The sequence below is a fragment of the Bradyrhizobium sp. 23AC genome (assembly GCF_054863025.1).
Genome location: NZ_JAVAYN010000012.1, coordinates 57195 through 83463, shown reverse-complemented (window position 1 = coordinate 83463; position 26269 = coordinate 57195). Strand labels below are relative to the sequence as shown.

Here is a 26269-nt window from a genome sequence, read left to right as displayed (position 1 = left end):
TGACGGCGGAGAGAGCGGGGCCGGGCCTAATCCGGCCGCACCATCTCGAACATGTTTTCCGGCTTGATCTCGAAATAGTCGCCGCGGCGGCCGGCGCGGACGATCGGGCGGGCGGCGGCGGTCTGGTAGACGCCGTCCTTGATCATGGCTCTGTCGATGTGGACGGCGACGACCTCGCCCAGCGTCAGCCAGGCGTCGGCCTCCTTGCCGTCGGCGCCCTTGAGGCGGACGATGTCGGACACCTTGCATTCGAAGGCGACCGGGCTTTCGCCGACGCGTGGCACGTTGACGAGCTTGCCGGGCACGGCGGTGAGGCCCGCGATCTCGAATTCGTCGACCTCAGGGGCAACATGCGCGGCGGTCGCGTTCATGTGTTTGGCGAGGTCCATGGTGGCGAGATTCCAGACGAACTCGCCGGTCTGCTGGATGTTCTCGACCGAGTCCTTCCAGTTGGTGGAGGAGAAGCCGATGATCGGCGGCACGTAACAGAACGCATTGAAGAAGCTGTAGGGCGCGAGATTGACGTGGCCCTTGGTGTCGCGCGAGGAGATCCAGCCGATCGGCCGCGGCGCGATGATGGCGTTGAAGGGATCATGCTTGAGGCCGTGGCCCTTGGAGGGCTCGTAGAAGTACAGGTCTTTGTCGGTCACGCGCTTGCTTCTCCGCTATCCGTTATTCCGGGGCGATGCAAAGCATCGAACTATGGTGCGCAATTGCGCACCTGAGAATCTCGAGATTCCGGGTTCGGTCCTGCGGACCGCCCCGGAATGACGGCAATCGTGCTTATAGGAAGAAACCCGCTGCCCCGTCAGTGGCGCGGCGACAGACCCGCGATGACGAAATCGATCATCTGGTCGATGGTCGGGCCCGGCTTGGTGGCGCACTGGGCGATCATCTGGGGGTGGAAGAAGCGTATCATCGCGGTGCAGGCGCACAGCGAGGCCAGCTGGAGGTCCGGCGCCTCGAACTCGCCGGAGGCAACGCCTTGCGCGATCATCTGCCCGATCACCCCGGCAATGCACTCCATATGGGCGACGCAGACGTCCCAGTCCTCCTCCATCGCGATCGCGACCATCTCGTGCAGCTTGTTGTCGCCGACATAGCGCTCGGTGTTCATGCGATGGATGGTGGTGAGCAGCTCCCGGAAGCGCGGAAGCACCGGACCGGGCCTCGCCACGATCCGCTGCGCTTCGAGCTCGACCTCGCCCATCAGGCCCTGCGCCACCGCCTGATGGATCGCCTTCTTCGATTCGAAGAAGCGATAGACGTTGGCGGGGCTCATCCTGAGCTCCTTGGCGATGTCCCCGACCGTGGTCTTCTGGTAGCCGATCTGGCGGAACAGCCGCTCGGCCACCTCGAGAATACGATCCCGGGTGTCGCCTTCGATATGTTCCGCAATCAGTGTCATCTGTCAGGACTCGTCAATCAGCACTTCATCTCACTTATTCAGCCGCTTCAGCAAGCGGAATTGCGTGCGGGTCATTGCTCCCATGCTGCGGCGCGGCAGGCTGCTCGGGGGTACCCGCCTCGTCCAGGCTCTTCCTGAACCACAGCGCGTAGAGGCCCGGCAGGTACAGCAGCGTCAGGAAGGTCGCGACGAACAGACCGCCCATGATCGTGATCGCCATCGGGCCCCAGAAGGCCGAGCGCGACAGCGGGATCATGGCGAGGATGGCGGCGAGCGCCGTCAGCACCACCGGACGGGCGCGGCGGACGGTTGCCTCCACGATCGCCTCGCGCCGGGTCAGGCCATGGGAGACGTCAGTCTCGATCTGGTCGACCAGGATGACCGTGTTGCGCATGATCATGCCGGCGAGCGCGATCAGGCCGAGCAGCGCCACGAAGCCGAACGGGGCATTGGCGACGTTGAGCCCGAAGGAGGCGCCGACGATACCGAGCGGCGCAGTCAGGAACACCAGGATCAGGCGCGAGAAGCTCTGCAGCTGGATCATCAGCAGCGTCAGCATCACCATGACCATCAGCGGGAAGAGGACGAAGATCGAGGCGTTGCCCTTGGCGGATTCCTCGAACGCGCCGCCCGCCTCGATCCGGTAGGCCGGCTCGAGGTGGTCCTTGATCGCCTTCAGCTTCGGCGTGATCTGGCCCGTGACGTCGGGCGCCTGCACGCCGTCGACGACGTCGGAACGTACGGTGATCGCCATGTCGCGGTTGCGCCGCCACATGATCGGCTCCTCATGGGCATACTCGATCTTGGCGATCTGCTGCAGCGGCACGGCGACGCCATTGCGCGAGGTGATGGTGAGATCGCCGACGCCGCCGAGGTCGAGGCGCTCGGACGGGATCGCACGGGCGACCACGCCGACCTTCTCGATGCCGTCGCGCACGGTCGTGACCTGCGAGCCCGAGATCAGCATCGCGAGCGCCTGCGATACGTCCTGCGGGGTCAGGCCCATGGCGCGGGCGCGGTCCTGATCGACGACGAGCTTGAGGTAGGGCGACTGCTCGTTCCAGTCGAGCTGGACGTCCTTGACGCTCTTGTTCTGCCGCATGACGTCGCGGACCTGATAGGCGATCTCGCGCACCTTGTTGGCATCGGGGCCGATCACGCGGAACTGCACGGGAAAGCCGACCGGCGGGCCGAAGTTGAAGCGGTCGACGCGGACACGCGCCTCGGACAGCATGCCGTCCGCAACCGCGTTCTCGATCTTGGCCTTGACGCGCTCGCGCCCCTCAACGCCCTTGGCGACGATGACGATCTCGGCAAAGGCCTCGTTCGGCAGCTGCGGATTGAGGCCGAGCCAGAAGCGGGGCGAGCCCTGGCCGACATAGGACGTATAGGTCTCGATGTCCTTGTCGTCCTTGAGCAGCGTCTCGGCCTTCTTCACCGCCTTTTCGGTGACGTTGAAGGCAGTGCCCTCAGGCAGGCGCAGCTGGAAGAACAGCTCGGGCCGCTCCGACAGCGGGAAGAACTGCTGCTGGACATGTCCGAACCCGACGACCGAGGCGATGAAGACGCCGACGGTCGCGACCACCACGGTGATGCGGTGATTGACGCACCATTGCACGATGGCACGCAGGCCCCGGTACATGCGGGTCTCGTAGACCGCGTGCGGATCGTGGTTGTGATGGGCCTTCATCTCCGGCAGCAGCTTGACGCCGATATAGGGCGTGAAGATCACCGCCACGAACCAGGAGGCGACCAGCGCTATCGCCACGATCCAGAAGATGCTGCCGGCATATTCGCCGACGGCGGAATTGGCAAAGCCGATGGGGAGGAAGCCAGCGGCCGTGACCAGCGTTCCCGTGAGCATCGGAAACGCGGTAGATTCCCAGGCAAAAGACGCCGCGCGCATGCGGTCCCAGCCCTGCTCCATCTTCACCACCATCATCTCGACCGCGATGATGGCGTCGTCGACGAGCAGGCCGAGCGCGATGATCAGCGCACCCAGCGTGATGCGGTGCAGGTCGAGCGACATCATGTTCATGACGACGAAGACGATGCCGAGCACCAACGGCACCGACAGCGCGACCACGATGCCGGTGCGCCAGCCGAGCGCCAGGAACGACACGAACAGCACGATGACGAGGGCTTCCATGAAGGAGTGCACGAACTCGCCGACGGCGTGCTCGACCACCTTGGGCTGGTCGGCAATCAGCTTGACGTCGACGCCCTGCGGCACCGCCTTCATGAACTCAGCCGTCGCCTTCTCGACCTCCTTGCCGAGCTCGAGGATGTTGGCGCCCTTGGCGGTGACGACGCCGATGCCGATCGCGGCCTTGCCTTCCTGGCGCACGACGAAGCTCGGCGGGTCGACATAGCCGTGGGTGACGGTGGCGATGTCGCCGAGGCGGAACACGCGGCCGTTGCTCTCGACCGGCGTCTCGGCGACGGCCTTGGCGCCGTCGAGCGCACCGGTGACGCGCAGCGGCACGCGCTGCGAGGAGGTTTCGACCGTGCCGGCCGGCGTCACGTTGTTCTGCTTGGCGAGCGAATCGAACAGCGCCTGCGGGGTGATGCCGAGGGTGGCGAGCTTGGCGTGCGAGAACTCGACGAAGATGCGCTCATCCTGGTTACCGTAGACGTCGACCTTGGTCACGCCGGGCACCTTCAGGAGGCGCTGGCGGAATCCTTCCGAGACCTTCTTGAGCTGGGCATAGTCGGCGCCGTCGCCGGTCATCATGTAGAGGATGGAATCGACGTCGGAGAACTCGTCATTGACGACGGGACCGAGGATGCCGGAGGGCAGCTGGCCCTGCACGTCGACCAGCTTCTTGCGCAGAAGATAGAACAGGTAAGGCACGTCCTTCGGCGGCGTGGAGTCGCGGAAGGTGACCTGGAGCGCGGTGAAACCGGGCTTGGAGTAGGTCTGCACCTTCTCGAAATAGGGCAGCTCCTGGATCTTCTTCTCGATGGGATCGGCGACCTGGGCCTGCATCTCCTGCGCGGTCGCGCCCGGCCAGAGCACTGAGACGTTGACCACCTTCACCGTGAAGAACGGATCCTCGGCGCGGCCGAGCTTCTCATAGGAGAAGAAGCCGGCGACACCGAGCACGAGCATCAGGAAGAGAACCAGCGTCGGATGGCTGACGGCCCAGGCCGAAAGGTTGAAGCGCTTCATCGCTCTCTCCGAAAAGACGATCCAATTGCCAAAAAAAGACAGCCACTCTGTTCAGGCCGTCGTCGCGAGGCAGCGAAGCAATCCAGGGGGCTGGGCAGATTCTGGATCGCTTCGCCGCTTCAGCCTCTGCTTAGGGACAAAGGCCGAAACTCACCTCACACGACGTAACTCGCTCTCTTCTCATTCCGGGATGGTCCGAAGGACCAGACCCGGAAAGACAGAACTAGAAAGACAGCGACGAGACGACCCGCACCCGCTGGGCCGGATCGAGCTTCTGCACACCGAGGGCGACGATCTTGGCGCCCTCTTCCACACCGCCGGTGATGACGACGTCGTTGCTCTCGTAGGACTTCACCGCCACCGGCTTCAGCGTGAGCGCACCGTTGTCGTCGACGACGTAGAAGGAGGGCTTGCCGCCTTCGTTGAACAAGGCCGACAGCGGCAGCCGCGCGACGCGCTCGGTGGCGGCGTCCGACAGCGTCAGCGTCGCGGTCATGCCGAGCGCGACCTTGTCGTCGGCCTCCGGCAGCGAGAACTTTGCAAGATAAGTGCGCGTGGCCGGATCGGCCGTCGGCGCGATCTCGCGCAGCTTGGCCGTATACTTCTTGTCCGGCTCCGACCAAAGAGTGACGCTGGCGACGCCCGACTTGGCCCGTCCGACCAGCGTCTCAGGGATCGCGACGACCGCTTCCTTTTCGGCAAAGCGGGCGACACGGATCGAAGCCTGGCCCGCGGAGACCACCTGGCCGGGCTCGATCAGCGTTGCGGTGACGACGCCTCGGGCGTCGGCAACGAGCGTCGCGTAGGAAAGGGAATTCTTGGTCAGCTCGACCGAGCGGACAGCACGATCGAGGCGCGCGCGGGCCTCATCGGCGGATGCCCGGCTCGAATCCAGCTGCGCGTCGGTGGTCCAGCCCTTGGCCTTCAGATCCTTGGCGCGCTGCTCGGCAGCGGCGGCCTGGGCCAGCACGCCGGTCGCGGCGGTCTGCTCGGCGACGGATTGCTCGGCCTGGAGCTTCAGGTCGATCTCATCGAGCGTGGCAAGGGGCTGGCCGATTTCGACGGTCTGGCCGACTTCCACGAGCCGCTTGGCGACCTTGCCGGCAACGCGGAAGCCCAGATCACTTTCGATCCGGGGCCGGATGGTGCCGACGAAGCTGCGCTCGGGGGTTTCGGCATCATAATGTGCGGTTGCGACCAGAACCGGCCGCGGCGGCTCGGCTTTCTCGGCGACGGTGTCATTGCACCCGGCAAGGCCAGCCGCCATCAGGGCCAACGACACACCTGCCAACAGCCTGGAATAGCTCGACAAAACCGACCGGACGAACATCGAAGGACACTCCTGCATCTCGAATGAGAGGAATGTCGACTAATCACTGATAAAAGTCAATAATCGTCAGTCATCAGGAATGCGTGATCGTTAAGGGATGGTGAGGGTCGAGAGGGGTTGTCAGGAAGGTGAAATTTTAGGGCGGGCTGAGGCTCACAGCCCGGGTCCGGCGCCTCAGGCTGAACTCCGTAGGGTGGGCAAAGGCGCGCTAGCGCCGTGCCCACGACCTGTTTGGGTCGGAGAGAGATGGTGGGCACTCTTCCGCTTTGCCCACCCTCCGTTTGCTCGGCTCTATTCCTTCTGCTCGGCAAACTCGTGCTTGCTGTCGTGGCCCCCGACGAACACCAGGATGCCGGCGATCAGGGGGAGCACAGCGAGCACCAGCAGGCCGGTCGAAGTCTGGCCGGTGGCTTCCTTGACCCAGCCGATCAAATACGGCCCGCCGAAGCCGGCGAGGTTGCCGATCGAGTTGATCAGGGCGATGGCGCCGGCGGCCGCGGTGCCGGAGAGCCAGGCGGTCGGCAGGGTCCAGAACACACCGAAGCAGCAGAACACGCCAATCGCGGCGACCGTCAGCACCACCATCGTCATGGTGGGATCGGTGAGGTAGCTGGAGACGGCGAGCGCGACGGCAGTGAGCAGCAACGGCGCGCCGACATGCTTCACGCGCTCGCGCGTCGCATCGGAGTGACGCGCCCACAGGATCATGGCGATGGTGCCGAACAGATACGGGATCGCGGTGACGAAGCCCGTCTGCGCGTTGGTCAGCCCGAATGCCTTGACGATCTGCGGCAGCCAGAACTGCATGCCATAGAGCGCGCCGACGAAGCCGAAATAGATCAGGCTGAGCGCGATCACCTTCGGCGAGGACAGCGCCTCGCCGAGCGAGAAGTGCTTCACCGCCTGCTTGGCCGCGATTTCCGAATCGAGCTTCGCCTTCAGCCACGCCTTCTGCTCGGCCGACAGCCAATCCGCCTTCTCCGGCTTGTCGGTGAGATAGAACCAGGTGACGATGCCGAGCAGCACCGAGGGAATGCCCTCGATGATGAAGAGCCACTGCCAGCCCTTCAGGCCCATTGCACCGTCGAGCCCGAGCAGCAGGCCCGAGATCGGCGCACCGATCACGGTCGACACCGGCACGGCGATGGCGAAGGCCGCCAGGAAGCGGGCGCGATATTCGGCCGGATACCAATAGGTGAGATAGAGGATGATGCCGGGGAAGAAGCCGGCCTCGGCGACGCCGAGCAAGAAGCGCAGGACGTAGAAGCTCGTGACGCCGCTGACGAGCGCCATCAGGGCCGAGATGATGCCCCAGGTCACCATGATGCGGGCGATCCAGCGGCTGGCGCCGAACTTCTCCAGCGCCAGATTGCTCGGCACCTCGAAGATGAAATAGCCGAAGAAGAAGATGCCGGCGCCCCATGAGAAGATCAGCGGCGTGAACTTCAGCTCCGCATTCATGGTCAGCGCGGCGAAGCCGAGATTGACGCGGTCGAGATAGGAGAAGAAGTAGGCCAGCACCAGGAACGGGATCAGGCGCCAGGAGATGGCGCGGATCGTCGAGGTCTCGATTTCCGATTTGTTAAAGTTCTTGGCCGCGCCGGCGGAACCGGCATAGGTCGTGGTCTGGCTCATGGCTTCCCCCAGGGTTGTTGCTTTTATGGGCTGGTTGCGGTTTTCAGCATCGCGGCCAAAGAGTCAATGGAGCGAGCAATGCACGGGACGCAGCCGGATAAACCTGTTGCGCTGTTACGGACATCGCTGATCCGCGTTGCCCTCGCGCTCGCGGTGATCGTCTGCGGGCTGTCGCTGCGCTGGTACGGCTTTCCGCTCGGCCTGCCCGCCTTCGTCGTGAAATACGGCGGCTCGCTGTTGTGGGCGACGATGGTGTTTCTGCTGGTCGGGGTTCTGCTGCCACGGCTGTCGCGGAGCGGGCTCGCGGCCATCGTCTTGGTCATCGCGGTGATGGTCGAGTTTTCCCGACTGGTGCATACGCCCTGGCTCGATGCGTTCCGGCTGACGACGGCCGGCGCACTGCTGCTCGGGCGCATCTTCTCGCTGTGGAATCTGGTGGCGTATGCGGTTGGGATTGCGTTCGGCGTCTGGATCGATCGAGTTGCCAAGATGCGCGGTCTCGTAGGGTGGGCAAAGGCGCCCTAGCGCCGTGCCCACGTCTTCTCACCAATAGGCAAGACGTGGGCACGCTTTGCTTTGCCCACCCTACGAGACCGCTGCCTTGCAGCTCACTCCGCCAATTGAAACCGCTCGAAGCGATCGAGCTCCTCTTCGATCTTTTGCTTGAGCTCCTTGCGCCCCGCCGTCTTCTTGCCCTGCCCGACCCAGGTCCATTTCTGCATCAGCAGCTTCTTCGCCTGCCGGTCGGTCTTCAGATCGAGCGCGGCGACGATCTCGTCGCCGACCAGCACCGGCAGCGCAAAATAGCCGAGCTTGCGTTTGGCCTTCGGCACATAGGCCTCGAACAGGTGGTTGTAGCCGAAGATGAGACTGGTGCGCTTGCGCTGGATGATCAAGGGATCGAACGGCGAGAGGATGTGGACGAGATCAGGCGAGACCGCCTCGCCGTTCATCTCGAGCGCGGCCGGCGCTGCCCAATGCTCCTGCTTGCCGGCGCCGTCGATCACAACAGGCACGAGCTCGCCGCGGCGGACGCGGGAGGCGATCAGGCCGGCCACCGCCATCTTGCGTGGCGCGTCGAGGTGGCAGATCGAATCCAGACTCACCACGCTCTGCGACCGCAGCGCGCGGTCGAGCAGATAGGTCGTAATCTCCCTGGCTGAGGCTGGCCTCGGCAGTGTGTCCCAGCCGAAGTGCCGCGTCATCAACTCATAGGTCTTGAGCATGCCCTGCCGCTCGCTGATGGTCACGGCGCCGGTATAGAAGGCGAGCTGCAACGCCCGCTTCGAAGGCTTGCGGCTCTGCCACAGATGCTCCTTCTCAGTGAGCACGTCGTCCTCGATGTCGCGGATCGTCAGCGGCCCGGCGCGCACCAGCCGCATCACCTTGCGCGTGTCGGCAGGCTTCACCGAGGCGAACCATTTGTGCCCTTCGCGGCGGTGCTCGCGCATCGCCGGCAGGAAGAAGCGGAAGTCGCCGGCGGGTACGTAGGAAAGCGCGTGCGTCCAATACTCGAACACGCTTCTGTCGACGCTCTGGGCGTGGCGCAAATCGGCGCGCCGGTAGGACGGGATACGGCTGAACAGGATGTGGTGATGGCAGCGCTCGATCACGTTGATGGTGTCGATCTGCACATAGCCGAGGTGAGCGACCGCGTCCGCGACGGCCTGCGCTCCCTCGCCGAACGGGGCGCGCTCATCCAGCCGCTGGGCATGCAGCCAGATCTGCCGGGCCTGTGTCGTGGTGAGGTGGATTGGTTTCGGCGCGCGAGACATTGCGGGGAGGAATGTAGCGGGATTCGCGCCAAGAAAAAGAAGAAGAAAAAGAAGACCTCGAGGCAGCAGTCAAAAAAACCGCGCTGCCATCTGCTGACAGCGCGGCCGGATGCGGGGCGCCTCGCGCCTACTTCATCGTCATCGCCTTCTGCGACTTCATGTAGTGCATGCAGGCGCTCTTCATTTTGCCGTTGCTCATGTCCGTGTTGGCCATGGCCATTTCCTTGTTCGCCGCCATCTTGGCCGGCGTGTCGGGCGTACCGCCCATCATGGCTGCTGACTTCATCATGTTGTCCTTGGTGCACGCCATCATCGCGGCGGACGCGGGGGACAGCGAAAGGGTGAACGCGACAATGGCTGCCGACGTGAGCAAGATCTTCATGGAAAAGCCTCCTCCGTAAAACAAAACCGGCGTCATGCCGGCCTTCGCAATTACGTATTCTCTCGCGCTGACGTTTCGCGGAGAAGACAATTTTCTTGCTGCGATGCGAAGGCGGAGGGCCTAGCGGCCATCCTTCGGGGTCTTGGGCCGGTCCCCGAGGCTTCCGGTGGCGACATCCGGCTCGCACAGGGCCTTGCCGCGCCCCTCCGCCTGGCAGCGATAGACGCTGCCGGTGAGGCGATCGACCAGCCACACGTTCTCGTCGGTCGGCGCTTCGAGTCCGACATAGCGGGAGGTCAGCCCCGTGATCAGCGTCGACAGCAGGATCGCCACCGCGATCATGGCCGCACCGATATAGATGGGCATCGAGCTCAGGGACACTGTCCGATCCGGCGGGCCACTGCGATTGAAGTAGTCACGCTGATAGTCACTTGGCCTCGGCACTGGACGGAACTCGGCTCCTTCATTCGGAGATTGGCGGGGACAACGTCCTGCTAGGCGCGCATCTGGCCGATTTCTTGTTCACGGCCGGGCCAAGCGGCGACGGCTTTGCGACGATCGGTGTGCAGAGGTTTCCGACGCCGAGTCTGCGGGCCATCGCCTGCGCCGGAACCCTTGGTCAGCCACCTCCCACGGCAAGGAGGGGAATGAGGCTGCTCGCAAGGTGATTTCAATCACACCGGTGATTGCCGCTGCTTGAACCCACGCCGCGGAGCGTGCGACGACTGCTATTGGTCCGATCGGCCCCGTCCCCGGGGCCATCGCGAAACGCGCCGGTCCGATGCCCGAAACGCCCGGGAATGCGCCAGGATAGGCTTGGAAGCGGCTGTGGCCACCGTGACCAAGATCACATCGGGACCTTTGAACCTGCCCTATGCTCGCAGCATCAAATCGCTATCAGGCGTAACAGCGAGGATACGACAATGACCCGTTTTGATAAGTTCTTTGGACTGAAGGCGATAACTCTTTCCGCCGCGCTGTCGATGACGGCGGGCCTAGCTGTAGCCGGTGACAACAATGTCTCCACAGGCCAGATCCTGGATGCACTGAAGCCGAAGCCGGCGACCCGTGGCCTGTCCGCCGGTCCGCAGGCCGATCCGGCGACGCAGGCCAAGGAATCGACATTCCTGAACACCGTGCGCAACCGCTCGACCCGGTCGCTCTCGACGGGTGAGCGCGAGCAGATCGCCGAGCTCGCCGCGACCAAGCCGAAGATCGACCTGGAAATTCAGTTCGACTACAACTCGGCCGATATCGCCAAGACCTCGATGACCTCGGTGCAGGCGCTCGGCAAGGCCCTGTCCGATCCGGCGCTCAAGGGCTCGACCTTCGTGGTCGCCGGCCACACCGATGCGACCGGCGGCGAAGAGTACAATCAAGGCCTCTCCGAACGGCGCGCCGACACCATCAAGAAGTACCTGGTGCAGAATTACGGCCTCAACGGCACCGATCTGGTCACCGTCGGCTACGGCGAGACCAAGCTGAAGGACACTGCCAACGGGGCCGACCCGGTCAACCGCCGCGTCCAGGTCGTGAACATGGACACCAAGACCGCGTCGAAGTGATCTCGATTTGATCGCTACCGAAGACACGCCGCCTGCCGCCCCAGCAGGCGGCGATGTCATATCCAGCTCTGGAACAGCATCAGCCGGCCAAAGCTCCGCATCGACGTGCCGATGAAGGCCGCAGAGACCGGCAGCATGACCGCAAAGCCGATCGCGGCGACACCGACATAGGCCCACAGCAGCCAGCGCGGCAGGCCGTCCCGGCGCAGCACATAGACCAGCGCGAGCGACGCTGCGGTGGCGGCCGGCAGATAGTAGTAGATGAACCCGAGCGTACGAGGCAGCAATGCCCAGGCGAGCCAGGGACCGAAATAGAACGCCGCGATCAGGAATGCATCCCACCGGCGCAGCACGATGAAATCGCGCAGCACGAGCGCGAGTGCGAGCAGAGCCGGCCACAACACCAGCGGATTGCCGAGGAAGACGATCGCGGAGACGTTGTCCTCTCCCGTCTTGTCGAACAGGAACCACACCGGGCGCGCGAGCAGCGGCCAGGATGGCCACGCGCTCATATAGGTGTGTCCGGCGATCGCGGTGGTGGTGTTGTCGGCGAAGATCCGGCGCTGCGCCTCGATCAGATCCGGCAACGACACGCCGTAGAGCGGAACGAAAGCCGCAAGATACGTCATCGCCGGGAGGATGGCGAAGCAGAGCGCGACATGATGCAGCCTCAGGCCAGGCCAGAAGTCCGGCCGGTACCAGTCGTCCGGCTTCGCGTCGGCGAACAGCGTGCGCCAGCCCTGCATCAGGCGGATCACCGCAACGATGACGATGCAGACGCCGAGTGGAAACAGGCCACTCCATTTGCAGGAAGCGGCCAGGCCGAACAAGCTGCCGGCAAGTGCGAACAGCGCCTGCGGCCGCTCCCGTCGAAAGCCGTGCATGAAGGCGGCGGTCGCGAGCAGACCGAAGCCGAGCGCAAAGATGTCGAGCATGGCAATGCGCGCCTGCACGTAGAGCATCTGGTTCAAGGCGGCGATCAGCGCCGCGGCGATCGCGGGCCCTTGCGCGGAGAACAGCGCGAGGCCGCACAGATAGATTGCGACGATCGCCAACGCGCCGAACAATGTCGCGGGATAACGCCAGCCGAGCGCGTTGTCGCCGAAGGCCGCGATCGAGGCCGCAATCAGCTCCTTGGCGAGCGGCGGATGCATCGGATTGAGCATCGGCTGCGACATCGCCGGTGCCAGCATCTGCCGCGCCGCCGGCACGTAGTGCACCTCGTCGAAGACGAACTTCTCCGGCGTCGTCAGTCCGATCAGCAGCGCGAGATGGGCAGCTAGGAAAATAGCGACAGCAACCACTGCGCTTCGCGACAATCTCGGAACTGCGGACCGTTCAAGCGGCTGCTGTGGGGATGTTTTGCGTGGCAAATTTGCGTCACCGCGGACAAAAATAAGGATCGCGGTTTTCATTGAACGCATTCCGCCGCGGCTGTCACTAAGCATAACGCACGTCCGCGCCGCTTGTGATAATTTCGCCACATCAGAAGCGCGCGCGATCCGGTACGATCAGGGGCACATCGATCGGTTGTGAAATGAATTTGCGTTTCTGGCTTTTCTCCACCCTGTTGTCGGCCGCACTGTGCGCGGCGCCTGCTGCGCTGGCGCAGACGCGCGTCGGCGAAGCCGTCGTGATCCAGAACGAAGTGGTGCGCGTGGCCGCGGCCACCACGCCGATCAGTGTCGGCGACAGCATGCTGCGCGACGAGACCGTGCGCACCGGCGCCGACAGCGCCGCGCGCTTCGTGATGGCCGACAGCACCAATCTGTCGCTCGGTCCGAGCGCGACGCTCAAGCTCGACCGCACCGTCTTCAACGACGAGCGCAGCTATCGCGACGTCGCGATCCGCATGACAACAGGCGCGTTCCGTTTCGTCACCGGACATTCCGAGAAGACCGCCTACAAGATCACGACGCCGCTTGCGACCATCGGCGTGCGCGGCACGACGCTCGACATCCTCTCGCAGCGGGGACGCTCCGTCGTCGTACTCCAGGACGGCGCAGCCAGCGTCTGCACGACGAGCTCACAATGCGTGCAGCTCACCCAGCCGGGCGACACCGCAATCATCACATCGACCGGCGGCAAGGTCTCGATCACCAAGACCAACACGCCGCCCTGGACCTTCGCCGCCAACTGCGCCGCAAGTGCCGGGCTCTGCGCGGTGAACCAATATGCCGGCGCCTCGCCGACCATCACGCCGGCCGTCCAGGACGACGGCATGCTGTGCGGGCGCTGACGATGGCGAAATTCAACTTTCGGCTCTTCGCCCTCACCGGCCTGCTGACCGCGGCCGCTGCGCTGGCATTTGTCGCGCTCGACGTTCGTCCCGCCGCAGCTCAAGCGACCTGCGAAATCGGATGCGGCGAGCCGACGCCCTACCCGACCTATTCACCGTCTCCGACGCCGACATATTCTCCGTCGCCCTCACCCTCCCCTTCGCCGAGCCCCTATCCTTCCCCGTCGCCGAGTCCATATCCCTCGCCGAGCCCAACACCGACCGGGGCCGATTCCAGCGGCAATTCGATCGGCGGCCTCGCGGGCCAGCGCTTCAACCAGATGATCACCAACCGGGTGCTCGGCACGGTCCTGCTCGGCGTCAACGAGCAGGTCAATTGCAGCGACTGCATCAGCGCGTTTGGCTCGGCAGGCTCGTTCTCGGCCGGCATCCACGGCCGCAAGGAGCTCACCAACAATCTGTCGCTGCTCGCCGGCATCGCCTACACGCACTACAACGAGGGCGGCTACAAGATCACGAGCGCGCCGATCGGCGCCTTCGCGCTGCGTTACGACTTCACCGACTGGGGATCGTCGCGTCCGTTCTTCGACATCGGAACGATCCTGACGCCGTGGGAGAAGGCGCGCTATACCCGCAGCTACAACACCAACCTCGGTCCGGTGAGCGTGACGAGCTCGACCAACGCTTCGAACTACGCGGTCTACGGCCGCGCCGGCTGGATGAGCCGCGTGTCGCCGCGCGACGAGGTCGCAGCTTCGATCGAAGTCTGGCAGCTCTGGCAGCGCGTGTCCGGCTATAGCGACAATGCCGTGGCCTTCAACCCGTTCGACGCCACCATCGCGACCGGCACCGACCGCACCAGCCTGGTCAAGATCGGCGGCCAGTGGACGCATCTGTTCGGCAGCAACGTCGAGACCAACATCAATGGCGGCTGGGTGCAGTCGTTTGCGAGCCGCAGCGGCATCGTCGCCACCGTGACCGGCGACGGCGTGGTGGTGCCGACCATGGGCAACCAGGGCTGGTTCGAATATGGGGGCCGGCTCGGTTTCCGCGTGCAGAAGGGCTGGGTCGTGGATCTCTTCGCCAACGGCACGCTGGGTCCGCAGCCGGTCGGCAACACCATCCACGGCGGCGTGGGGCTGCGGATAAATTACTGAGGCAGCTTCGTAGGGTGGGCAAAGCGAACGCGTGCCCACCACTTCTCTCCACCGGAGACGGATCGTGGGCACGGCGCAAGAGCGCCTTTGCTCACCCTACGGCACCTGTGTCGTCGTCACGCCGCCGACTTACCCTCGAACGCGCGGCGCAGCGCGTCGACATCCAGCTTCACCATCTTCATCATCGCCTGCATCGCGCGCGCGGCCGCTGCCCTGTCCGGGCTCGACAGGAATTCGAACATCACCTTCGGCACGACCTGCCAGGCCACGCCCCAGCGATCCCGGAGCCAGCCGCACTGCTCCTCCTTGCCGCCATCGGCGAGGAAAGCATCCCAGACGCTGTCGACCTGGGCCTGATCATCACAATGGATCATCAGCGAAATGGCGTGGGTATATTCCATCTTCATCCCGCCGTTGAGCGCGACCAGCGGCTGACCGGCGACCGTGAACTCGACGACGAGCACGGAGCCTTCCTTGCCGGAGGGCCCGTCCGAAACATTGCGCTGAACGTGCGTGATCGCCGAATTCGGCACGAGCGAGACATAGAACTTCGCGGCTTCCTCGGCATCGCCGTTGAACCACATGCAGGGTACGACCTTGGACATCGTGAATGTTCCTCGTTGGTTTATCGTTCGACGGGCTGCGATCAGGCATTCGCCATGGCGGGCTGCGGAGGGACGGCCGCCATGTCCAGCCAGTTCACACCCCACATATGACCATCCGGATCCTCGAAGCTGCGGCCGTACATGAAGCTGTATTCGTCCTTCGGGCCGGGATCGGCCACCCCGCCCGCCGCCTCTGCCTTGCCGACAATCGCGTCGACCTCGTTGCGGGTGTCGGCGGACAGGCAGAACAGCGCCTGGTTCGAGGTCCTGGCATCTGCGATCGGCTTCGGCGTGAACTGGCGGAATTTGTCGTGGGTCGCCAGCATCACGTAGATGGCCTCGGAAAAGACCATGCAGCTCGCCGTGTCGTCGCTGAATTGCGGGTTCCGGGTCGCGCCGACCGCCTCATAGAAGGCGGTCGCACGTTTGAGGTCGGTCACGGGAAGGTTGAGGAAGATCATCCTGGGCATCGGAAGCTCCTTGGGCGGGTTCTGCCCAAGGACGGATCGCCGGGGGGCCACCCGACACAGCTTCCGAATATTTTTTCACCCCCCGGAGACGATCGCGCCTCCCACCGCGGGGCGGTCTTACTTCTTCTCGTTCGGATCCCGGTGGATGGGGTCGACCCACAGCACGGTCTCGGGCTTCTCGACCGGCTCGATGTCGAGGTTGATCGCCACCGCCTCGCCGTCGCTGCGCACCAGCACGCATTCCAGCACCTCGTCCGGGCTGGCGTTGATCTCCTGATGCGGCACGTAGGGCGGGACGAATATGAAATCGCCGGGGCCGGCCTCGGCGGTGAATTGCAGGCTCTCGCCCCAGCGCATCCGCGCCTTGCCCTTCACGACATAGATGACGCTTTCGAGATGGCCGTGGTGGTGTGCACCGGTCTTGGCATCCGGCTTGATGCTGACGGTGCCGGCCCACAATTTCTGGGCGCCGACGCGCGCGAAATTGATCGCGGCCGCTCGGTCCATGCCCGCCGTCGACGGCACGTTGGTATCGAGCTGGTTGCCGGGAATGACGCGCACGCCGTCATGTTTCCAGCGATCATCGTGATCGTGGTCATGGTGGGAATGCGAATGGTCATGGCCGGTCATGGGACTTGCTTTCTGTTGGTTCCGTGCGCGGCAAACTAACCCGAAGCCGCACTCGCGAGCCATGCCAAAATCGGAACCCTCGTAGCTGCGGGACGTTGCCTTTGCGAGCAAAATGGAAGGAGAGTTTCATGGGTAGCGCGACCGACAAGATCAAGGGTAACGCCAACGAGGCCATCGGCAAGGCCAAGCAAGGCATCGGTGAAGCCACCGGTTCCGAACGCATGAAGGGCGAAGGCGTGGTCCAGGAAGTGAAGGGCAAGGGCCAGCAGGCCATGGGCGATGCCAAGGACGCCGCAAAGGACGCGATCGATCGCGCAGCGGCAGGGGCAAAGCGCGCGACGGAATAGCACGCGCAAAACTGAACGCGAAAAGACCGGCCTTTCGGCCGGTCTTTTTGTTCGTATCGATTATCCGTCATGGCCGGGCTTGACCCGGCCATTCACATCTTAGCAGCACGAAGAAAGAACGTGGATGCCCGCGACAAGCGCGGGCATGACGACGTGAAGACGTCAGCTATTTCACCGCAAGCAATTCTACGTCGAACATCAGCGTCGCATTCGGCGGGATCACGCCGCCGGCGCCGCGGGCGCCGTAGCCAAGCTGCGGCGGGATGATCAGCGTGCGCTTGCCGCCGACCTTCATCGAGGCGACGCCCTCGTCCCAGCCGGCGATAACACGGCCCTTGCCGATCGGGAATTCGAACGGCTCCTTGCGATCGACGGAGCTATCGAATTTCTTGCCCTTCTGGCCGTTCTCATAGAGCCAGCCGGTATAGTGCATCACGCAGGTCTGGCCGGGCTGCGGCGAGGCACCGGTGCCGACGGTGGAATCGATGATCTGCAAGCCTGAAGCTGTGGTCATGGTCTTTCCTGCGGTCTGGGCCGAGGCCGTGGTGGAAACGAAATGCGACACGCCTGCGATCACCGTGATCGCGAGTGCCGACATCAGGGTGAGGAGCGCGCGCTGGAAACGCTGCATAAGGCACCTTCCGTTTGAGGCGGAAGGTGTCTAGCGCAACGCGGATGCGGTTTCCACCCCTCACACCTCGATATTTTCCAGCCGAACCGGGAGCTTGCGGATGCGCTGTCCGGTGGCATGGTGGATCGCGTTGCAGATCGCGGCATTGGTGCCGACATTGGCGAGTTCGCCGAGGCCCTTCACGCCGACGGGATTGATGCGGTCATCCTGCTCGGAGAGCAAAATGACCTCGACGCCGGCGACGTCCGCATTCACGGGCACGAGGTAGTCGGCAAGATTGTCGTTGACATAGCGCGCATTGCGCTCGTCGATTTCGGTGGCCTCCAGCAATGCCGACGACATGCCCCAGATCAGTCCGCCCATCAGCTGGCTGCGCGCCGTGCGCGGATTCATGATCCTGCCCGCCGCAAACGCACCGACGAGGCGAGGACAGCGGATTTCGTGGGTGAAGCGATTGACACGGACCTCGACGAACTCGGCGCCGAATGCGTAGGCGATCTGGTCTTTCATGGCGTGGCCACCAACGAGCCGCACCTGCCCGTTGTGCATGGCGCGGAAGGAATCCAGCGGCGCGCCTTCCGGCTTCCACTCGCCATATTCCTCGACGACGCCGACACCGAGCGCATCGAAGGCCTTCTCGATGTCGAGCGGACGATCGCCCTTCGCGGCCTGCGTGGACGGTGTCTGGCCGAGGCCCACGGTCTCCTTGGCCCGGTCGGCCAGGCTTTGAGCCGGCATCGCGGCCTTGAATAGGCGCTGGCGAATCTGGTCGCACACCATCATCACCGCCGAGCAGGTGCTCGCGGTCGAGTTCGAGCCGCCGGCAACCGGCGCCGGTGGCAGATCGCTGTCACCCATGAAGACGGCAACTTTCTCGAGGGGCACGCCGAGGCGCTCGGCCGCGGTCTGGGCGATGACCGTATAGGCGCCGGTGCCGATCTCGTGGCCGGCGATCTCGACCCGGGTCCGGCCGTCGCGCTGCAGGCGTACGCGCGCGGCCGACGGACCCATCTGCGTCGGATAGCAGGTCGCGGCACAGCCATAGCCGATCAGCCAGTCGCCGTCCGACATCGATTTCGGCTGCGGCGAGCGCTGCGCCCAGCCGAAGGCCTTGGCGGCCTCGTCGAAGCATGCCATCAGCGAGCGCGAGGTGTAGGGCTTGCCACCGATCGGCTCGTTGGTGGTGTCGTTGATGCGCCGAAGCTCGACCGGATCCATGTTCAGCTTGACCGCGAGCTCGTCCATCGCGCTCTCCAGCGCAAACAGATACGGCACCTCCGGCGGCGAGCGCATGAAGCCCGGCGTGTTGCGGTCGGCGCGCACGATCGACACCAGGCTGTCGACGTTCGGGCAGGCATAGAGCCGCGTCGTCGTCTTGGTGCCGCCGACGCAATAGGCGTCGGCGCGCGAGGAGACCTCGGCGCCCTCATGCCTCAAAGCCAGCAGCTTGCCGTCCCGGTTTGCGCCAAGCTTGATCTCCTGGCGCGTCTCGGCACGGTGGGTCGTAATTGTGAAACCCTGATCGCGGGTCGGGACCAGCTTGATCGGGCGGCCCAGGCGCTTGGCTATGCCGGCGATGATGGCGGTCCGCGGCGTCATCGAACCGCGCGAACCAAAGCCGCCGCCGACATAGGGATTGACCACGCGTACCTTGTCGGCGTCGATACCGAGCTGCTCGGCGACGCCGTTCTTCAAGCCATGGACGAATTGGCTGCCTTCGTAGATCACGAGATTGTCGCCCATCCAGGCGCAGCTCGTCGAAAACAGCTCCATCGGATTGTGGTGCTGCGTCGGCGTGTCATAGGCGGCGGTGAGCTTGACCTCGGCCGCATCGAATGCCTTGGCGAAATCGCCGACCGCGGGGTCTTCCTTGAACTGCGCGTTCTGTCCCTTTGCGGCGGCCGTGGTCGTTCCCGGCGAATCGAAGCTCGCGCTGGGCGCGGTGGCGGTGTAGCTGACCCTGACACGATTGGCCGCCTCGCGCGCGGCCTCGTAACTTTCCGCGACAACGACAGCGATGATCTCGCCGTCATGCGCGATGTCGGCCGACTTCAGCGGTTGGATCGTGGTCCCGGCATAGCCGCCGTTGCTGAACAGCTTCGACTCCTTCAGATTCGGGGCGTTCTCGTGCGTGACGATCTCGATCACGCCGCGGACACCCTTGGCCTCATCGAGATCGAAACGGTCGATGCGGCCCTTGGCAATCGCACTGGTGACCAGGAATGCGTAGGCCGGATTGTCCAGCGGCATGTCGGAGGCGTAGGTCGCCCGCCCCGTGACCTTTGCAGCCGCATCATAGCGCGGCACGGGCTGGCCCATATTCGCCTTGGGCGCGGGAGCTGCAGCGGTCATGATCAGATCTCCATCGTTACGGCCTGCTGGAGCGCGCGCGCCACCACGCGCTTGCCGAGCGCGATCTTGAAGCTGTTGTGCCGGCGGCCGCGGGCGTCTGCAAAGGCGGCATCGGCGACGCGCTGCGCCAGAGCTTCGTCGAACTTTTGTCCCTTCAGCAGCGCCTCCGCCTCGCGCGCCCGCCAGGGCATGGTGGCGACGCCGCCGAGCCCGACGCGCGCATCCCGAATCGTGCCGTCCTGCACGTCAAGCGCGATCGCGGCCGATGACAGTGCGAACTCATAGGATTGCCGGTCGCGCGCCTTGAGATACACCGAGCGCGGCCAGCGGCCCCGGATCGAGAAGGCCGAAATCAGCTCGCCGGGCTGAAGCGTGGTCTCGATGTCGGGGGAGTTCCCCGGCGCCTTGTGCAGCTCCGCGAACGGTATGCTGCGCGTACCGGCCTTGCCGGTGATTTCGACCAGGGCATCGAGGGCGATCAACGCCTGCGCGAAATCGCCGGGATAGGTCGCAATGCACTGATCGGACGTGCCGAGCACGGCATGCATCCGGTTGACGCCGTCCATGGCGGCACAGCCGGAGCCGGGATTGCGCTTGTTGCAATTCTCGTAGGAGACGTCGCGGAAATAACTGCAACGCGTCCGCTGCATCACGTTGCCGCCGAGCGTCGCCATGTTGCGCAGCTGGGCGCTGGCGGCGAGCTTCAGGGAATTGGCGATCACCGGATAATTACGCTGGATCTCGGCATGGGCGGCCACGTCGGACATCTTTGCGAGCGCGCCGAGCCGCAAGCCGTCGCTGCCCGGTTCGATTGCCGACCAGGCGTGCGCGAGCGGATTGATATCGACGATCGCGGCGGGCCGCATCACGTCGAGCTTCATCAGATCGATCAGCGTGGTGCCGCCCGCAAGCGGCTGGGCTGTCGCCTGCGTCAACGGATTATTGGCTGCTGCCGCGGCGGCGCTCAGCGCCTGCACGGCCATGTCGGGGTCTGTTGCCCGCTGATACGAAAAAGGTCGCATGCGCCTAGCCTTTCATGATCTCGGGCGCGGCTTGCTTCACGGCCGCGACGATGTTGGGATAGGCCGCGCAACGGCAGATGTTGCCGCTCATATATTCGCGGATGTCGGCCTCGCTCCCGGCATGTCCCTCCTTGACGCAGGCCACGGCGGACATGATCTGGCCGGGCGTGCAATAGCCGCACTGGAACGCATCGTTGTCGACGAAGGCCTGTTGCATCGGGTGCAGGCGATCGTCGGTCGCCAGCCCCTCGATCGTCATGATCTCCTGCCCTTCCGCCGCGAGCGCCAGCGTCAGGCATGACACCACCCGCCGATCGTCGATCAGCACCGTGCAGGCGCCGCACTGGCCGTGGTCGCAGCCTTTCTTGCTGCCTGTGAGCTTGAGGTGATCGCGCAGCGCATCGAGCACCGTGGTGCGTGCGTCGATGCGCAGGCGCTTGTCCTTGCCGTTGACGCGTAGCGTGACTTCGACGGGAAGTGAGGGGTCCTGTGCAGCTGGGGCCTTGGCTTCCTCTGTGGCCGCGCGCGCTGTGATCGGGACGAGCGCACTGCCAGCCGCGCCGGCCATGAAGGCGCGCCGATCGAATGCTGATTGTTTGGAACCTGATGTGTCGGACATCGACGCCTCCGCCGCTCATCTGCGAAGCAGCGCACGCCTGCACCGCTCATCGGCCCTTAACCGGAAGCGATGAACTCTGTTCCGAACGAGAACGGGCGACGCAGCAAATGCCGCGCCGCCCTTCGTCAACTTTTCCTGATCTTGCGCGCGGAACCGCGCGCGGCAGCACTCAATAGCCGAGCGCGCAGCCGTCCTTGCGCGGATCGGAGCCGCCGGTGAGCGTGCCCTTGTCCCAGTCGATCCAGATCGCCTGCGCGCCACCGAGCGGGCCGACCACGCTGGTGGTCTTGTGGCCGAGCTTCTTCAGGCCCTCGACGATCGCAGCCGGCACGCTGTCCTCGAGCTGATACTGGCCCTCGTAGTGCAGGCCGCGCGGCATGTCGATCGCCTCTTGCACGTCGCAGCCATAGTCGAGGATGTTGGTCACGACGCGGGTCTGGCCGACCGGCTGGTACTGCCCGCCCATCACCGCGAACGGCATCACGGAGCGGCCGCCCTTGGTGAGCAGGCTCGGCATGATCGTGTGCAGCGGCCGCTTGCCGCCGGCGATGCAGTTGGGATGGCCCGGCTGGATGCGGAAGCCGCCGGCGCGGTTCTGGAACAGGACGCCGGTCTTGTTCGAGACGATCGCCGAGCCGAAGGAATGCGCGATCGAATTGATGAACGAGCAGACGTTGCGATCCTTGTCCACGACGGTGATGTAGATCGTCGACGGATTCATTGGCGGTGCGACGTTCGGCAGGTCGAGCATTCCGTCCATGCGGATCTTGGCGATATGCTCGTCGCAGAATTCCTTGGCGAGGATCCTGGCGACCTCGACCTGCATGTGGTCGGGATCGGCGACGTGCAGCTCGCGGTGCATGTAGGCGATGCGCGCGGCTTCCGCTTCGAGATGGAAACGCTCGATGCTGAGCGGCGCGTATTTCGTCAGGTCGAACCGCGACAGGATATTCAGCATCAGCAGCATGGTGAGGCCGGGTCCGTTCGGCGGGCACTGCCAGACGTCGTAGCCCTTATACATGGTGCCGATCGGCGTCGTCGTCTCGGTGGTGTGCGCGGCGAAATCGTCGAGCGTGTGCAGGCCGCCGATGCCCCTGAGGGTCTCGACCATGTCTTCGGCAATCGGGCCCTTGTAGAAGGCGTCGCGGCCGTCCTTGGCGATCGCGCGCAGCGTCTTGCCGAGCTCGGCCTGGCGGATGACGTCGCCGGCCACCGGCGGCTTGCCGCCCGGCAACAGGTAGCGCACGGTGTTGGTACCGCCCTTCAGCTTCTCGAACTGGTTCTTCCAGTCGAAGGCGATGCGGGGGGCGACGACGTAGCCTTCCTCGGCCGCCCTGATCGCGGGCTGGAGCAGCCGGTCGAAGCCGAACTTGCCATGGTCGCGCAAGACGGTCGCGAAGGCATCGACCACACCGGGAATCGAGACCGCATGCGCCGAGGTCAGCGGCACCGAGTTGATCTTACGCTCCAGGTACCAATCGGCGTTCGCCGCCTTCGGGGCACGGCCGGAGCCGTTATAGGCGATGATCTTGCCCTCGCCGCGCGGCTGGATCAGCGCAAAGCAGTCGCCGCCGATGCCGGTCGATTGCGGCTCGATCACGCCAAGCAGGGCCGAACCCGCAACCGCCGCGTCCACCGCGGTGCCCCCTTCGCGCAACACCTCGATCGCGGCGAGCGAGGCCTGCGGATGCGAGGTCGCCACCATCGCGTTGGTGGCGTGGACCGTGGACCTGCCTGGGAAATGAAAGTTTCTCATCGAATTCTTGCTCTCTTGGGCCCGTGGCGCGGATGGCGCGCCATCTCGGAAAAACCGGGGTTACATGACACATTCCGGCGGCCTTCGGCAATGCTGGCATACCAGGGAAATGGCTGCCATCCGCTGAGCGAATAGACCTTTCGAGGCCGGCGGCCATGCGGGTTTTCCGGGCCGCCTGCGCCTGCTAAACGAGCCGCCATGTCTGATCCGGATTCGATCAAGGTCGCCGCCTTCTACCAATTCGCCGCACTCCCGGATTACCGCGAGCTGCGCGAGCCGCTGCGCGCGTTCTGCGCCGGCCTTAAGCTGAAGGGCAGCGTGCTGCTGGCGCATGAGGGCATCAACGGCACGCTCGCCGGTGCGCCGGGGGCAATCGACGCTCTTGCCCACGAGCTCGCTCACGGCGACATGTTCGGCGGCAGGCTGAACAATCTCGAATTGAAGTTCTCGGCCGCCGAAGCGATGCCGTTCGGGCGGCTCAAGGTGCGGCTGAAGAAGGAGATCGTCACGCTTGGCGATACGGCTGCCGATCCGACCCGCCAGGTCGGCACCTATGTCGATGCGAGCGAATGGAACGCGCTGATCTCCGCGCCCGACACGCTGCTGCTCGACACCCGCAACGCCTTCGAGGTGGCGATGGGAACGTTCGAAGGCGCCGTCGATCCCGGCATCAGGAGCTTTGGCCAGTTCAAGGATTTTGCCGCCGTCGAGCTTGATCCGGCAAAGCACCGCAGGATCGCGATGTTCTGCACCGGCGGCATCCGCTGCGAAAAGGCTAGCGCGCATCTGCTCGCGCGCGGCTTTGCCGAGGTCTATCACCTCAAGGGCGGTATTCTCAAATACCTGGAAGAGGTGCCGGAGGCGCAGAGCCGCTGGCGCGGCGAATGCTTCGTGTTCGACGAGCGCGTCGCGCTCGGCCATGGTCTGCAAGAATCTGGCTTGCAAGAATCCGGTTTGCGCGAACGGGACAAGGGTGCGACGCGTGACGAATGAGATCAAGACGCTGGGCGAGCGCATCGACACGCTGGAAACGCGCCTCGCCTACCAGGACGACACGATCGAGACGTTGAACCAGACCATCACTGCGCAGTGGAAGCAGATCGATCTGCTGACGCGCAAGATCGCAGAGCTCGGCGAGCGGCTGCAGGAAGCCGAGGCCAATGCGCCGGGGCCTACCAACGAACCTCCGCCGCATTATTGAGCCGTCTTACTGGCCGGAGGCCTTGGGCATCAAATTCATGAGCTCGCCGGACATCACCAGGCGGTCGCGGCCTGCATCCTTGGCGGCGTAGAGCGCCCGGTCGGCAGCCTCAACCAGCGAGGCCACGCCCGCCGTGCGCTCCAGCGCCGGCCGACAGGTCGCACCGCCGACCGAGGCGGTGACGCATCCGGATTCCAGATTGGTGGCATGAACGAGGCCGGCCTCGTGGATGGCGCTGCGGATCCGTTGGCCGAAAAGGGCGCAGCCGGTGGCATCGGTGTTGGGCAGCAGCATGGCGAATTCCTCGCCGCCATAGCGCGCCGCCAGATCGCCGGCGCGTTGCGTCTCGGCCGCGATGATCTTTGCGACCAGACGCAGGCAGGCATCGCCCGCCGGATGGCCGTATTCGTCGTTATAGGCCTTGAAGTGATCCACATCGATCATCAGCAAAGCAAGGCTCGAGCGGTCGCGATAGGCGCGCGCCCATTCCTCTTTCAGCCGCTCGTCGAAGCGTCGGCGATTGGCAAGGCCGGTGAGGCTGTCCTCGATCGCAAGCGTCTCGAGCCTGGTTTCCAGCTTCTTGTGCTCGGTAATGTCGCGGGAGATCGCGACCACGCCGTCGACGCGGCCATTGTCCTTGCGCGTCACCCGCATGGTCGATTCCAGCCAGACTTCGCCGTTCTGCCGGTGCGAGTTGCGGTAGGTGAGACGCGCCTCCTCCCGCTCGCCACGCTTCATGGCGTCGACGATCGCCTGGACCTCCGGCAGATCCTCCGGATTGATGCCCGCCAGCGCCGGCGTGCCGATCAATTGATTGGCGCGCCAGCCGACGACGCGCGCGGACGAGGGCGAGACATAGCGCAGCCGCTCGTCGAGCCCGATGCGGGTCACCATGTCGCTGGAGCCTTCGGCGAGCAGGCGGAAGTGAGCCTCTTTCTCGACCAGGGCCGCGGCCATGCGCTGGCCCCGCTGCAACTGCCGCACCAGCACGGCGCCGATGATCGCAATCAGCATCACCAGCGCGACGACGTAGAGCATGCGGGAGATTGCCGCGGCGCGCCAGGGCGCGAGCAACTCGTCCTTGTCGACTGTGGCAAGCAAAAGGAGCGGGAAACGGCTGCTGCGCTTGAAGAAGCTGACGCGCTCGGCGCCGTCCAGGGGAGACTTGAAATAGTAGGCCCCACTCGGCCGTTGCAGGCTGGCGTCGCGGAATAACGGCTTGTCGGAAACGCTGCGTCCGACGAATGTCTCGTTGCTGGGGTTGCGCGCGATGATCAGGCCATCGCCATGCGTGAGCGACACCGAGCTGTTGCGGCCGATCTCGAACTGCTCGTAGAAATGCGAAAGATATTTTGAGCTGATGGTCGCGAGCACCACCCCGCCGAAGCTGCCGTCGGGCTTGTTGAAGCGGCGCGACAGGGTGACGACCCATTCGCCGTCCAGGAGGCTCTTTACGGGACGGCCGACATAGGGCTCTCGTTTCGGGGAGAGCTGATGATAGCGGAAAAACGCATCGTCGCTGAGCGTTGAGCCGATTGTGCCGGGCGAGGTCAGCCAGTTGCCCTGGTCGTCGATGATGGCGAGGCTGTGAACGCGCTCGATGGCCTTCTTGCGCACTTCCAGCAGAGTGCGCAGTTTGGCGATCGTGGCCGGTGCAGTGCCGTCCATCTCGAGCCGGCTGACGACGCCGACGACGCCGGAGTCCAGCAGATCGAGGCTGTCCTCGGCGTGCTGGGTCAGCGAACGGGCGACGTTCGCCATCTCGGTCTCGGCACCCCTGAGCACCGCATCGCGCGCAGCCCATTCGCGCCAGCCGCTGACGCCGAGGATGGTCACGCAGGTCAGCACGACGAACGCCGCCGCGCGCAGCGGCAGACGGCTCCATCCGGCTCTTTGGGTCGCAAGGCTCATGCGGCAGAATTCTCCGATCGTCGGAAACTCTGCCGCTTCTATTATTGAACTCTGAAATCACT

At 64.6% G+C, this 26269-nt stretch carries 25 protein-coding genes; 7 read left to right on the top strand and 18 right to left on the bottom strand.

Annotation, left to right across the window (positions count from 1 at the left end):
- Positions 1 to 26: 26 nt before the first annotated feature.
- The 5 genes from RAD10_RS25435 to RAD10_RS25415 all read right to left on the bottom strand — a co-directional run bounded on the left by RAD10_RS25435 (position 27) and on the right by RAD10_RS25415 (position 7545).
- Entirely contained in the window at positions 27 to 650 is a 624-nt protein-coding gene (locus tag RAD10_RS25435; RefSeq protein WP_028141751.1) for a flavin reductase family protein, read from the bottom strand.
- A gap of 158 nt (positions 651 to 808) precedes the next feature.
- On the bottom strand, positions 809 to 1408 hold the full coding sequence (locus RAD10_RS25430) for a TetR/AcrR family transcriptional regulator (RefSeq protein WP_461619652.1): 600 nt from the start codon (positions 1406 to 1408) through the stop codon (positions 809 to 811).
- 34 nt (positions 1409 to 1442) lie between these two features.
- A complete protein-coding gene (locus RAD10_RS25425; protein ID WP_091956127.1) occupies positions 1443 to 4580 on the bottom strand; it encodes an efflux RND transporter permease subunit in 3138 nt (1045 codons plus the stop codon).
- Positions 4581 to 4803: 223 nt separating this feature from the next.
- Positions 4804 to 5910 carry an efflux RND transporter periplasmic adaptor subunit gene (locus RAD10_RS25420; protein ID WP_104464574.1) on the bottom strand — a complete coding sequence of 369 codons (1107 nt, stop codon included), beginning with the start codon at positions 5908 to 5910 and terminating at the stop codon, positions 4804 to 4806.
- A 291-nt stretch (positions 5911 to 6201) separates the two neighbouring features.
- Complete coding sequence (locus RAD10_RS25415) at positions 6202 to 7545, bottom strand: MFS transporter (protein WP_038948351.1); 1344 nt, start codon at positions 7543 to 7545, stop codon at positions 6202 to 6204.
- A 78-nt stretch (positions 7546 to 7623) separates the two neighbouring features.
- On the opposite strand from RAD10_RS25415, the gene RAD10_RS25410 reads away from it, so the two are divergent.
- The gene (locus RAD10_RS25410) at positions 7624 to 8070 is read left to right on the top strand and encodes a ribosomal maturation YjgA family protein (protein ID WP_461619651.1); all 447 of its coding nucleotides are present in this window, start codon (positions 7624 to 7626) and stop codon (positions 8068 to 8070) included.
- An 83-nt stretch (positions 8071 to 8153) separates the two neighbouring features.
- Here the strand turns inward: RAD10_RS25410 and RAD10_RS25405 are convergent, their stop codons facing one another.
- The 3 genes from RAD10_RS25405 to RAD10_RS25395 all read right to left on the bottom strand — a co-directional run bounded on the left by RAD10_RS25405 (position 8154) and on the right by RAD10_RS25395 (position 10068).
- The gene (locus tag RAD10_RS25405; RefSeq protein ID WP_461619650.1) at positions 8154 to 9320 is read right to left on the bottom strand and encodes a winged helix-turn-helix domain-containing protein; all 1167 of its coding nucleotides are present in this window, start codon (positions 9318 to 9320) and stop codon (positions 8154 to 8156) included.
- A gap of 127 nt (positions 9321 to 9447) precedes the next feature.
- Positions 9448 to 9702: a hypothetical protein gene (locus RAD10_RS25400; protein WP_461619649.1), complete on the bottom strand. Its 255-nt coding sequence runs from the start codon at positions 9700 to 9702 to the stop codon at positions 9448 to 9450.
- Positions 9703 to 9822: 120 nt separating this feature from the next.
- Positions 9823 to 10068: a hypothetical protein gene (locus tag RAD10_RS25395; RefSeq protein ID WP_091956132.1), complete on the bottom strand. Its 246-nt coding sequence runs from the start codon at positions 10066 to 10068 to the stop codon at positions 9823 to 9825.
- Positions 10069 to 10625: 557 nt separating this feature from the next.
- On the opposite strand from RAD10_RS25395, the gene RAD10_RS25390 reads away from it, so the two are divergent.
- A complete protein-coding gene (locus tag RAD10_RS25390) occupies positions 10626 to 11267 on the top strand; it encodes an OmpA family protein (protein ID WP_461619648.1) in 642 nt (213 codons plus the stop codon).
- 56 nt (positions 11268 to 11323) lie between these two features.
- Here the strand turns inward: RAD10_RS25390 and RAD10_RS25385 are convergent, their stop codons facing one another.
- The gene (locus RAD10_RS25385) at positions 11324 to 12682 is read right to left on the bottom strand and encodes a phospholipid carrier-dependent glycosyltransferase (RefSeq protein WP_461619647.1); all 1359 of its coding nucleotides are present in this window, start codon (positions 12680 to 12682) and stop codon (positions 11324 to 11326) included.
- A 122-nt stretch (positions 12683 to 12804) separates the two neighbouring features.
- Here RAD10_RS25385 and RAD10_RS25380 point away from each other — a divergent pair, with 122 nt between their 5' ends.
- Both RAD10_RS25380 and RAD10_RS25375 read left to right on the top strand, forming a co-directional pair.
- Positions 12805 to 13506, top strand: a complete 702-nt coding sequence (locus tag RAD10_RS25380; RefSeq protein ID WP_201759819.1) for a FecR family protein — start codon at positions 12805 to 12807, stop codon at positions 13504 to 13506.
- A gap of 2 nt (positions 13507 to 13508) precedes the next feature.
- Complete coding sequence (locus tag RAD10_RS25375; RefSeq protein WP_461619646.1) at positions 13509 to 14663, top strand: hypothetical protein; 1155 nt, start codon at positions 13509 to 13511, stop codon at positions 14661 to 14663.
- A gap of 116 nt (positions 14664 to 14779) precedes the next feature.
- Here RAD10_RS25375 and RAD10_RS25370 read toward each other — a convergent pair whose 3' ends face one another.
- The 3 genes from RAD10_RS25370 to RAD10_RS25360 form a co-directional block, all read right to left on the bottom strand.
- The gene (locus tag RAD10_RS25370) at positions 14780 to 15268 is read right to left on the bottom strand and encodes a VOC family protein (RefSeq protein ID WP_461619645.1); all 489 of its coding nucleotides are present in this window, start codon (positions 15266 to 15268) and stop codon (positions 14780 to 14782) included.
- A 41-nt stretch (positions 15269 to 15309) separates the two neighbouring features.
- The gene (locus tag RAD10_RS25365) at positions 15310 to 15738 is read right to left on the bottom strand and encodes a VOC family protein (protein WP_461619644.1); all 429 of its coding nucleotides are present in this window, start codon (positions 15736 to 15738) and stop codon (positions 15310 to 15312) included.
- A gap of 117 nt (positions 15739 to 15855) precedes the next feature.
- Complete coding sequence (locus tag RAD10_RS25360) at positions 15856 to 16368, bottom strand: cupin domain-containing protein (protein WP_007606929.1); 513 nt, start codon at positions 16366 to 16368, stop codon at positions 15856 to 15858.
- A gap of 128 nt (positions 16369 to 16496) precedes the next feature.
- Between RAD10_RS25360 and RAD10_RS25355 the strand changes: the two genes are divergently transcribed.
- Entirely contained in the window at positions 16497 to 16715 is a 219-nt protein-coding gene (locus RAD10_RS25355; protein ID WP_461619643.1) for a CsbD family protein, read from the top strand.
- 166 nt (positions 16716 to 16881) lie between these two features.
- On the opposite strand, the gene RAD10_RS25350 is transcribed toward RAD10_RS25355, so the two are convergent.
- The 5 genes from RAD10_RS25350 to ggt all read right to left on the bottom strand — a co-directional run bounded on the left by RAD10_RS25350 (position 16882) and on the right by ggt (position 23095).
- Positions 16882 to 17346 carry an FKBP-type peptidyl-prolyl cis-trans isomerase gene (locus tag RAD10_RS25350; RefSeq protein ID WP_094892743.1) on the bottom strand — a complete coding sequence of 155 codons (465 nt, stop codon included), beginning with the start codon at positions 17344 to 17346 and terminating at the stop codon, positions 16882 to 16884.
- A gap of 60 nt (positions 17347 to 17406) precedes the next feature.
- The gene (locus RAD10_RS25345) at positions 17407 to 19698 is read right to left on the bottom strand and encodes a xanthine dehydrogenase family protein molybdopterin-binding subunit (RefSeq protein ID WP_461619642.1); all 2292 of its coding nucleotides are present in this window, start codon (positions 19696 to 19698) and stop codon (positions 17407 to 17409) included.
- 2 nt (positions 19699 to 19700) lie between these two features.
- Positions 19701 to 20720 carry an FAD binding domain-containing protein gene (locus RAD10_RS25340; protein ID WP_461619641.1) on the bottom strand — a complete coding sequence of 340 codons (1020 nt, stop codon included), beginning with the start codon at positions 20718 to 20720 and terminating at the stop codon, positions 19701 to 19703.
- Between the two features lie 4 nt (positions 20721 to 20724).
- Positions 20725 to 21339, bottom strand: coding sequence for a (2Fe-2S)-binding protein (locus RAD10_RS25335; protein WP_461619640.1), 615 nt, complete (start codon positions 21337 to 21339; stop codon positions 20725 to 20727).
- 169 nt (positions 21340 to 21508) lie between these two features.
- The gene (ggt, locus tag RAD10_RS25330) at positions 21509 to 23095 is read right to left on the bottom strand and encodes a gamma-glutamyltransferase (RefSeq protein WP_461619639.1); all 1587 of its coding nucleotides are present in this window, start codon (positions 23093 to 23095) and stop codon (positions 21509 to 21511) included.
- 198 nt (positions 23096 to 23293) lie between these two features.
- Here ggt and trhO point away from each other — a divergent pair, with 198 nt between their 5' ends.
- Positions 23294 to 24088 carry an oxygen-dependent tRNA uridine(34) hydroxylase TrhO gene (gene trhO, locus RAD10_RS25325; protein WP_461619638.1) on the top strand — a complete coding sequence of 265 codons (795 nt, stop codon included), beginning with the start codon at positions 23294 to 23296 and terminating at the stop codon, positions 24086 to 24088.
- Positions 24078 to 24296: a SlyX family protein gene (locus RAD10_RS25320; RefSeq protein WP_461619637.1), complete on the top strand. Its 219-nt coding sequence runs from the start codon at positions 24078 to 24080 to the stop codon at positions 24294 to 24296. The genes trhO and RAD10_RS25320 overlap by 11 nt, the downstream gene beginning before the upstream one ends.
- A 6-nt stretch (positions 24297 to 24302) precedes the next feature.
- Here the strand turns inward: RAD10_RS25320 and RAD10_RS25315 are convergent, their stop codons facing one another.
- Positions 24303 to 26207, bottom strand: coding sequence for a sensor domain-containing diguanylate cyclase (locus RAD10_RS25315; RefSeq protein ID WP_461619636.1), 1905 nt, complete (start codon positions 26205 to 26207; stop codon positions 24303 to 24305).
- Between the last annotated feature and the right edge of the window lie 62 nt (positions 26208 to 26269).